Below are 9243 nucleotides of genomic sequence, written 5' to 3'. Positions count from 1 at the left end.
AGTTTCCTTAGCGAAATAATGTTTATACGGATAAATCCGTACTTGTGTCATTTACTAACTCGTTATCAATCAACTATTTTTCCTAATCACAAAAGTTGTGTCCGAAAAAAGGGTGTGCCTTGTTGGTTTTCCACTTTTGATACATCTATAATGCGGGAAACCTATAAGCAAAACCTTGTTTTCCAACTGCGGGCTCTGCGGTTGCCGGTTGCGGGCCGCACGGTTGCCAACTGCGGGCTGTCGGGCCCGCAACTGCGGGACGAAGTTTTGCTTAATGTGCAGTTCTGTTTTCGTACAGGCGTAACGGCATTATGCACTGAATATTCGGGTATTCTGCTATGGAAACATGGGCGTGTTCCGTCCTGTCATTTTCTCCCGAAGTCTGCGGGTATTTCTCCCCACTGCCGGGTGTCCCATTTGAGGATGGGAGTGGAGTAGGTGTTTTGGCGCAACCATTTCTCGGCGCGTTCTATCAGTTGGAAAAGCTCCTCGGTCTTGGAGTTGCGGGGAAGCTTGGTTTTGCATTTCTTTTGTTTTATCCAACTGATGGCATTGACGCTGTCGCTGTAAATAGGCATATCGAGACCTTTCTGTTTCAGCAAGGCAAGGCCGTGGACTATGGCAAGAAATTCTCCGATGTTGTTAGTGCCGTACATAGGGCCGAAGTGAAAAATCTGTTGACGGCTGGCAACGTGTACTCCCCGATATTCCATTGCTCCGGGGTTGCCGCTGCATGCGGCATCTACGGCAAGGCTGTTCTCGAGGACGGCAGCCGGATAAGGGGCGTCGATGTCCTGAGATTGTTTGGGCGGCTTGCTACCTGCGGATGTATTGCGCTTGATGTAGTCGTACGGTGAAGCGGCGAAGGCTTTTTCCGCTTCTTCGCGAGAGTCGAAGGATTTGTACTTCGCTCCTTCATAGCCTTTGGTTTGTAATTGGCAGTCCGTCCAAGAGGTATAAATGCCCGGAGTGCCGCCCGCCCATACAACGTAGAATTTTTCTTTCTTCATAACTTGTGGCAAAGGTACAAATATATTTCACAAATCCGAACAATAGGTCTCTTTCGCTTGTTATTTTGCTATAACAAACTAACGATAAAAGAAAGATATATGAAAAGAACATTTGCAGAAGCGTTGGAGCACCGGCGCAGCTATTATTCCATTGGCAGTGATTCTCCCGTCTTGGACGAGGAAGTAGTACATATTATCCGTACGGCAGTGAAGAATGTGCCGTCGGCTTTTAATTCGCAGTCCACAAGAATTGTACTGTTATTGGGCGATGAGCATACGAAACTGTGGGATATCGTAAAGAATACCTTGAAGCAGCGTATCTCGCCCGAGGCCTTCGCAAAGACAGAAGCCAAGATTGACGGCTGTTTCGCTGCCGGACATGGCACTGTGCTCTATTTTGAGGACACTGCGGTTGTAAAGGAGTTGCAGGAGGCATTCCCTTCTTACAGCGAGAATTTCCCGACTTGGTCACAGCATACATCGGCCATGCACCAATTTGCTGTCTGGACGATGCTGGAAGATGCAGGTTTGGGGGCTTCGCTGCAACACTATAACCCACTGATTGATGATGAGGTGCGCCGCACTTGGAATTTGCCCGAAAGCTGGATGCTCATAGCAGAAATGCCTTTTGGCACGCCGACCGCCGACCCCGGAGAAAAGGAATTTCGGGAGTTGAGTGAGCGGATTAAAATTTTCCGCTGATTGTGAGGTAGTCTCACTATAGAATTGCTTATCTTTGCCCGCAAACGGTAAGCAATTATGATACGTATTTTTTTGACCGGTTACATGGGAGCCGGTAAGACAACATTGGGAAAGGCTTTTGCCCGCACATTGAATGTACCTTTTATTGACTTGGACTGGTACATAGAAGAACGTTTTCACAAATCTATTCGTGAATTGTTCGTTGAGCGGGGAGAGGCCTCTTTTCGTGAACTGGAGCGAAATATGCTGCACGAGGTTGCCGAGTTTGAGGATGTCATTATCTCGACCGGTGGCGGTACTCCCTGTTTTTTTGATAATATGGACTACATGAACGGACATGGGCAAACCGTTTTTCTGGATGTGCATCCCGATATTTTGTTCAATCGTCTGCGCGTGGCAACCCAACAGCGCCCTATCCTGCAAGGAAAGACGGATGAAGAATTGCGTGCTTTTATTGTGGAAGCATTGGACAAACGTACGTCTTTTTACTCGCAAGCCCGCTACCGTTTCGATGCCGGCCGTCTGGAAAGCAGACGCCAAATAACAGAGTCTGTGCAACAGTTACGCAGCCTGTTGGACGTTTAATCCCTTGTAAATGTGTGTTTTTCGCCCGAAAAGGCAAGATTTTTCAGATTTATGTGTATTTTTGTACCCCTTAATTAGAGTGATAATTAGGATTGTAAATAGTAAATTGTAAATAGTCAAATTGTAAACGAACTGATGAGAAAATGGCGTATTGAAGATTCAGAAGAGCTGTACAACATTACTGGTTGGGGCACTTCGTACTTTGGTATCAATGACAAAGGTCATGTTGTAGTAACACCGCGTAAAGACGGAGTTGGCGTTGATTTAAAAGATTTGGTCGACGAATTGCAACTGCGTGACGTGACGGCTCCCATGCTGGTCCGCTTTCCTGACATTCTTGACAACCGGATTGAAAAGATTTCCTGTTGTTTCAGGCAGGCGGCGGACGAATATGGCTATAAGGCAGAGAATTTTATTATCTACCCTATTAAAGTGAATCAGATGCGCCCGGTGGTTGAGGAGATTATCAGCCACGGCAAGAAGTTCAATCTTGGACTGGAAGCCGGTTCCAAGCCCGAATTGCACGCGGTGATTGCCATCAATATGGATTCCGACTCGCTGATTATCTGCAACGGATATAAGGATGAGAGCTACATTGAGCTTGCTTTGCTGGCGCAGAAGATGGGGAAACGCATCTTCCTCGTAGTAGAAAAGCTGAACGAACTGAAGTTGATAGCCAAAATGGCGAAGCAATTGAACGTAAAACCCAATATCGGCATTCGCATTAAGCTGGCTTCATCGGGAAGTGGCAAATGGGAGGATTCCGGCGGCGATGCAAGCAAATTCGGGTTGTCTTCCAGTGAATTGCTCGAAGCGCTCGACTTTATGGCGGATAAGGGTATGCAGGATTGTCTGAAATTGATACATTTTCATATTGGAAGCCAAGTTACGAAGATTCGCCGCATTAAGACAGCCTTGCGTGAGGCGTCTCAGTTCTATGTGCAGTTACACAGCATGGGATTCAAAGTCGAGTTTGTGGACATCGGCGGCGGCTTGGGCGTGGATTATGACGGAACGCGTTCTTCCAACAGTGAGGGTAGCGTGAACTATTCCATTCAGGAGTATGTGAACGACTCTATATCTACTTTGGTGGATGCCAGCGATAAGAACGGCATTCCTCATCCCAATATAATAACGGAGAGCGGACGCGCTTTGACGGCGCATCATTCCGTGCTCATTTTCGAGGTGCTGGAGACAACCAATCTTCCCGAATGGGACGATGATGAAGAGGTAACCGAAAACGACCATGAATTGTTGCGGGAACTTTACGGCATTTGGGATACATTGAACCAGAACAAGATGCTGGAAGCCTGGCACGATGCGCAGCAGATACGCGAAGAGGCGCTCGACCTGTTCAGCCACGGCATTGTAGACTTGCAGACCCGTGCCAAGATTGAACGGTTGTATTGGTCTATCATGCGTGAAGTAAATCAGATAGCCGGCGGCTTGAAGCATGCGCCCGATGAATTCCGCGGACTTCCCAAGTTGCTGGCGGATAAATACTTCTGTAATTTCTCGCTTTTCCAGTCTTTGCCGGACTCTTGGGCGATAGACCAGATATTCCCTATCATGCCTATCCAGCGTTTGGACGAGAAACCGGACCGGACAGCCACGTTGCAGGATATTACCTGCGATTCGGATGGCAAGATTGCCAACTTCATCTCTACCAAGAATGTTTCGCATTACTTGCCGGTACATTCTCTGAAGAGCAAGGAACCCTATTATGTGGGTGTATTCCTCGTGGGGGCGTATCAGGAAATTCTCGGTGATATGCACAACTTGTTTGGCGATACGAATGCGGTGCACGTGTCTGTAAGCGATAAGGGCTATACAATAGAGCAGGTCATCGACGGTGAGACAGTGGCGGAAGTTTTGGATTATGTGCAATACAGCCCGAAGAAGCTGGTACGTACCTTGGAGACATGGGTAACCCAGTCGGTAAAGGAAGGGCGTATCTCTTTGGAGGAAGGAAAGGAATTTTTGTCTAATTACCGTTCCGGTTTGTACGGATATACATATTTGGAATAATGAGAGAGAAACTGACAGTAATCAAGGTGGGTGGTAAAATTGTGGAAGAAGAGGCCACCCTCTGCAAGTTGTTGGATGATTTTGCCGCTATCGAGGGCTACAAAGTGTTGGTACATGGCGGCGGACGTTCGGCAACGAAAATCGCAGCCCGGCTGGGCATTGAAAGCGAAATGGTAAACGGACGCCGTATCACCGATGCCGAAACTTTGAAGGTGGTGACAATGGTCTATGGCGGATTGGTGAACAAAAACATAGTGGCAGGCCTGCAGGCGCGCGGTGCCAATGCACTTGGTCTGACGGGTGCGGACATGGATGTAATCCGTTCCGTGAAGCGTCCGGTAAAAGAGGTGGACTATGGCTTTGTAGGCGATGTAAAGCAAGTGAACGGCACTTTCTTGAGCGACCTTATTCATAAGGGAGTTGTGCCGGTGATGGCTCCGTTGACGCACGACGGCGAGGGGCATATGCTGAATACGAATGCCGACACGATTGCCGGAGAAACGGCTAAGGCATTGTCCGGGCAATTTGATGTGACGCTGGTGTATTGCTTTGAGAAGAAAGGCGTACTGCGTGACGAGAATGACGACGACAGTGTGATTCCTCAGATTACCCCGGAAGAGTTTAAGCGATATGTTGCCGAAGGAGTTATTCAAGGCGGCATGATTCCTAAGCTGGAGAACTCTTTTGAGGCTTTGAACGCCGGGGTTGCGGAAGTCGTAATCACCTTAGCTTCAGCTATAAACAGTAACGGAGGAACCCGTATCAAAAAATAATTCAAAAAAAAGTGGTGGCAGACTGTAACTTTCGGTTTGCTGAACCGTCAATTAATTAGAGATGCAAGAAATCAGTTTTCGTAATGACATTCTCCCTCTGAAAGACAAGCTCTTTCGGTTGGCCCTAAGAATTACATTCGACCGGGCGGAAGCGGAAGATGTTGTGCAGGAAACACTGATTAGGGTATGGAACAAGCGTGATGAGTGGACGCAGTTCGGTTCTGTCGAAGCCTATTGCCTGACAGTGGCAAGGAATTTGGCGATAGACCGCAGCGAAAGGAAAGATGCTCAAACGGTGGAACTTACGCCCGATATGGAAGAAACTTCCGATGCGTCAAGCCCTTACGAAAGGTTGGTGAGCAAAGAACGAATGGCTTTGATACACCGCCTGATGAATGAGCTTCCCGAAAAACAGCGGTTGATTATGCAGCTGAGGGATGTTGAAGGTAAGAGCTATAAAGAAATTGCGGTTGTCTTGAGTCTGACAGAGGAGCAAGTTAAAGTGAATCTTTTCAGGGCGCGGCAAAAAGTTAAACAACGGTTTATTGATATAGAAGGTTATGGACTTTAAATATATAGAACAACTTTTAGAACGCTATTGGCAGTGTGAGACTTCCCTTAAGGAAGAAGCGCAGTTGCGTGCTTTCTTTACGGAAGAGGATGTTCCCGAACACTTGCTTCGTTACAAAGATTTGTTTGTATATCAGCAACTTCAGCAAGAAGAACATTTGGGTGCGGATTTTGATGCACGGGTGCTTGCCGAGATTGAAGCTCCGGTTGTGAAAGCCAAACGCATGACATTGACCGCACGTTTCATGCCGTTGTTCAAAGCCGCCGCAGTAGTGGCGGTGATACTTTCGCTGGGCAATATGATGCAACATTCGTTCTTTGCCGATGTAAAGGAAGTAGCCGCAGCCGATACTATCGGTAAACAGATTTCCGCTCCGTCGGTTGCCCTTTCGGGGGATATGACCGCGACGCACGAGAAACAGATTTTGGACAGTCTGCATCGTGTAAACAAGGGGAAGGAAATCAAGGAATAGATGTTTTCATTTGCTTTTTTAAAATAACATTTTCATTTGCTTTAAATATAATATAGTTAGTGTGCTTTTATTAAAACAAGACAGAGGCTGTGAAGTTTCAATTCTCTCAAAATTTTATAAAAACTAACTAAGATAGATGGGACGCCGCGTGATGCAGCGTCCCTTTTATGTATCCTTTGTAATGAATCACCGAATCAGAGTTTATATAATCCTTTCTTGGGGAAATCCAATTCCGGGTTACCTTTATAACCGATGTCTCCACTTCCGCTGGTGCGTGCCTTCAAGAATTCGGTGGCATGGCATTTGATGTCTCCCGAACCGGCTACGCTTGCTGAGACACGTTTCGCCTGCAAGTCGGAAGCGAACAAATCTCCTGAACCTGCTACACGGTAGCTGGCTTCTTGGGTTGTTCCTGTCAATATTGCCGTACCCGACCCTGCAACGGATGCTTCGGTATTGGTAGCCGATACATTGTTGAGTTTCAAGTCTCCCGAGCCTGCAACGGATGTTTTAAGATTGGCGCAAGTGATGTTGCTGCCCTGTATGTCACCGGAACCGGCAATGGATACACTGACATCGTTAGTGCAAGTGATATTGTCCGCTTTGATATTTCCCGAACCGGCTACGGATATCTTTAAGTAATCTGTTTTCAAGCCGTTGGCCAGTTCTACATCTCCTGAGCCTGCCACGGAGATATTATTGAGAGTTTCGGAAGAAATGCGGATTTCCAGTTTGTTAAAAGAAACATTGACACCTTTTTTGAATTTGATATTCAGCGTCTTATTATTTACCTTGATGTCTAAAAGGTCTACGATATTGTCGGAAGTATATACTTCTACTGTAGGTTTTCCTGCCTTTTGGGTGTAGGTCACATCCGGGCTTCCCGCCAAGTTCAGACCGGTGAAGTTGTCTACTTTGATGCTTTTGGTTACGTAGTTTTTGCTGGCTTTTACCGTTTTTCCGCCGAAAGCTCCCGTGTGTTCTGTATGGCGGAACTGAGAACAAGCTGTGGTACTGAATGTCAAAAGAATGACTGAAAGGAATGTTGCTAAATTTTTCATACTCATTTATTTTAAGTTTTCTTGTTTGTTAGACGCAGTCTTTTCTCGAAAAGTTGCGGGGCTTGTGATTTTTTTTTGCCGGGAACTTTTTGTTGCCAACTCTTGTTCAAATTCTATGCCATAAACATAAGTCATTGTTTATTAGTATATAATAGGAAAGATGCAGTGTCCGTTTTTGAACACTTTGTTCGTTTTTGATAGATAATCGTTTGTTTTTTCGGGCGATTCTTCGTTCTTTTGCCCATATTTTAAGAAAGGAAGTGCAAATGGTAGCGGAACGTGTTTTGGAGGATGAGGAGTTGGGACGTTTGCTGGTACGGGTAAATACCCGGGCCCGACGTTTGACTTTTCGTACGCGCGAGGATGCTATTCATGTAACTGTTCCGCCGGGTACAACGGTTGCGGAAGTCAAGAACGCCGTTGAACAATTGCGTTCCCGATTGCGGGTGGCGCGGCAAAAGCAAAGCCGTCCGTTGATTGACTTGAACTATCGGATTGATACGGAATTCTTTAAGCTGAGTTTGGTGAGTGGAGAGCGTGACCGTTTCCTTTCGCGCTCGGAGTTGGGAGAAATGCAGATTATCTGCCCGCCGAATGCGGATTTCTCCAATAAAGAACTGCAAGCCTGGCTGCGTAAAGTAATTGAAGAGGCTTTGCGCCGTAATGCCAAGATTATTCTTCCGCCCCGGCTTTATGCACTCTCGCTGCAGCACAATCTGTCTTATAAGAGTGTGAAGATAAATTCCAGTAGCGGGCGTTGGGGAAGTTGTTCCGCCCGCGGAAGCATCAATCTTTCCTATTTCCTTGTCCTGTTGCCCAAGCATTTGATTGATTACGTGCTGCTGCACGAGTTGGCGCACACCCGTGAAATGAATCACGGTGAGAGCTTTTGGGCGTTGCTTGATGGCATGACGGACGGTAAAGCGCAACTTCTGCGTAGCGAACTGAGAAAGTATAAGACGGAATTCTGAGGCAGGTCAATAGAATTTTAACTTATATCAAGAGCATCTGTCATTCAGAGCGAAGCGAAGAATCTACTCTCTTTATGTATACACAGAAAAGAGATTCTTCGCTTCGCTCTGAATGACAGATAGTATAAACTAATTATGCACATTTACTTATCGGAGAGGTATAGAGACGGGATGTTGTGCCAGTCAGTTGGCACAGCTTTGCCATTGGGAAGGTATTGCATTTTCTTTCTTAATCGGTGAAATTCAATGAATTACAGAAATATCCGACTTGACACGTAGCGATTTAGAAACGAGCAATTTTCTACATATTACTTAATCTTGCATAAATGGGAAGAACGCTTTTTCTGAATGTAAAGATACAAATTTAGATTTGATTTTTAATCCATTCCGCATTGCTATTTCTGCGAATAATATACTCCATCAGTAAAAGATGTGTTCAAAAATCGTTTCTCCATTACCATGCGGAAATTCAATACAAAGTATAATTCCAATCAAAGTCAATGAATATAGCTGTTATGATAACAATTCTTCAATGTACCAATCTATTGGGTATTGTTTCAAGTATTTTCCTGACTTTTTCTGAACGAAGTTCTATTTTATCGTGATTTTCAATATTCTCTTTTCCCATATCAATTTCCAAGTTCTAGTTGCTTTTTTTGAAAAAACAAAGATAGCTGTTTTTTCATCGAATACCGTTTTTATCCCGATGCCCGGACTCTTATTCTTCCGCGTTTATCAAATCGACAAAATCAAATTTGGCAAGAAGGAAATTCCTATCAAGGTTGTAGTCGTACAGACGGCTTTTAATCGTATGCTGGTTAGCATTATTTTTCTCACTATAGCCATATTGTGTTAATAATAATCCTTAATTCCGCAACACTATTATAAAATATTTTTTTTAAGTACCTGAGCAACAAAAAGTTGCTCAGGTACTTAAAAAAAATATTTTATCCTCAAATCCGCAACTAAGCTCTTCAGCGTCCTTCTTGCGTCTAAACGTCCTCTCATCACTGAATTAGCAGATAAATTGAGGCTGAAATACCCACTTCTGCCCACAATATCCCCTTGCC

At 45.4% G+C, this 9243-nt stretch carries 10 protein-coding genes; 7 read left to right on the top strand and 3 right to left on the bottom strand.

Annotated elements, in window-relative coordinates:
- Window positions 1-365: 365 nt before the first annotated feature.
- Window positions 366-1010: a ribonuclease H1 domain-containing protein gene (locus KG118_RS17155; RefSeq protein WP_117713398.1), complete on the bottom strand. Its 645-nt coding sequence runs from the start codon at window positions 1008-1010 to the stop codon at window positions 366-368.
- Between the two features lie 99 nt (window positions 1011-1109).
- Between KG118_RS17155 and KG118_RS17150 the strand changes: the two genes are divergently transcribed.
- From KG118_RS17150 to KG118_RS17125, 6 genes are all read left to right on the top strand, one after another.
- Complete coding sequence (locus tag KG118_RS17150; protein WP_117713397.1) at window positions 1110-1712, top strand: nitroreductase family protein; 603 nt, start codon at window positions 1110-1112, stop codon at window positions 1710-1712.
- A gap of 57 nt (window positions 1713-1769) precedes the next feature.
- Entirely contained in the window at window positions 1770-2297 is a 528-nt protein-coding gene (locus KG118_RS17145; protein ID WP_117713396.1) for a shikimate kinase, read from the top strand.
- 135 nt (window positions 2298-2432) lie between these two features.
- Window positions 2433-4325, top strand: coding sequence for a biosynthetic arginine decarboxylase (gene speA, locus KG118_RS17140; RefSeq protein ID WP_117713395.1), 1893 nt, complete (start codon window positions 2433-2435; stop codon window positions 4323-4325).
- A complete protein-coding gene (argB, locus tag KG118_RS17135; RefSeq protein WP_187120004.1) occupies window positions 4325-5098 on the top strand; it encodes an acetylglutamate kinase in 774 nt (257 codons plus the stop codon). Before speA ends, argB begins: the two co-directional genes overlap by 1 nt.
- Window positions 5099-5159: 61 nt before the next feature.
- Window positions 5160-5669 carry an RNA polymerase sigma factor gene (locus tag KG118_RS17130; protein ID WP_117713393.1) on the top strand — a complete coding sequence of 170 codons (510 nt, stop codon included), beginning with the start codon at window positions 5160-5162 and terminating at the stop codon, window positions 5667-5669.
- Entirely contained in the window at window positions 5659-6141 is a 483-nt protein-coding gene (locus KG118_RS17125; RefSeq protein WP_117713392.1) for a hypothetical protein, read from the top strand. The genes KG118_RS17130 and KG118_RS17125 overlap by 11 nt, the downstream gene beginning before the upstream one ends.
- A gap of 194 nt (window positions 6142-6335) precedes the next feature.
- On the opposite strand, the gene KG118_RS17120 is transcribed toward KG118_RS17125, so the two are convergent.
- Window positions 6336-7202 carry a head GIN domain-containing protein gene (locus tag KG118_RS17120; protein WP_117713403.1) on the bottom strand — a complete coding sequence of 289 codons (867 nt, stop codon included), beginning with the start codon at window positions 7200-7202 and terminating at the stop codon, window positions 6336-6338.
- A gap of 266 nt (window positions 7203-7468) precedes the next feature.
- Between KG118_RS17120 and KG118_RS17115 the strand changes: the two genes are divergently transcribed.
- Complete coding sequence (locus KG118_RS17115) at window positions 7469-8173, top strand: YgjP family zinc-dependent metalloprotease (RefSeq protein WP_117713391.1); 705 nt, start codon at window positions 7469-7471, stop codon at window positions 8171-8173.
- Between the two features lie 933 nt (window positions 8174-9106).
- Here the strand turns inward: KG118_RS17115 and KG118_RS17550 are convergent.
- On the bottom strand, window positions 9107-9243 hold a 137-nt coding region (locus tag KG118_RS17550; protein ID WP_249671492.1), incomplete at its 5' end, for a PqqD family protein.

Source organism: Bacteroides propionicigenes, from assembly GCF_018390535.1.
Classification (GTDB): Bacteria; Bacteroidota; Bacteroidia; order Bacteroidales; family Bacteroidaceae; genus Bacteroides; species Bacteroides propionicigenes.
This window is presented reverse-complemented; position numbering and strand designations above follow the sequence as displayed.

Bases quoted from the DNA above. Each gene is read 5' to 3' on its own strand.
- KG118_RS17150 (WP_117713397.1), top strand. From the start codon at position 1,110: ATGAAAAGAACATTTGCAGAAGCGTTGGAGCACCGGCGCAGCTATTAT.
- KG118_RS17115 (WP_117713391.1), top strand. From the start codon at position 7,469: ATGGTAGCGGAACGTGTTTTGGAGGATGAGGAGTTGGGACGTTTGCTG.
- argB (WP_187120004.1), top strand. From the start codon at position 4,325: ATGAGAGAGAAACTGACAGTAATCAAGGTGGGTGGTAAAATTGTGGAA.
- KG118_RS17145 (WP_117713396.1), top strand. From the start codon at position 1,770: ATGATACGTATTTTTTTGACCGGTTACATGGGAGCCGGTAAGACAACA.
- speA (WP_117713395.1), top strand. From the start codon at position 2,433: ATGAGAAAATGGCGTATTGAAGATTCAGAAGAGCTGTACAACATTACT.
- KG118_RS17125 (WP_117713392.1), top strand. From the start codon at position 5,659: ATGGACTTTAAATATATAGAACAACTTTTAGAACGCTATTGGCAGTGT.
- KG118_RS17130 (WP_117713393.1), top strand. From the start codon at position 5,160: ATGCAAGAAATCAGTTTTCGTAATGACATTCTCCCTCTGAAAGACAAG.
- KG118_RS17155 (WP_117713398.1), bottom strand. From the start codon at position 1,010: ATGAAGAAAGAAAAATTCTACGTTGTATGGGCGGGCGGCACTCCGGGC.
- KG118_RS17120 (WP_117713403.1), bottom strand. From the start codon at position 7,202: ATGAAAAATTTAGCAACATTCCTTTCAGTCATTCTTTTGACATTCAGT.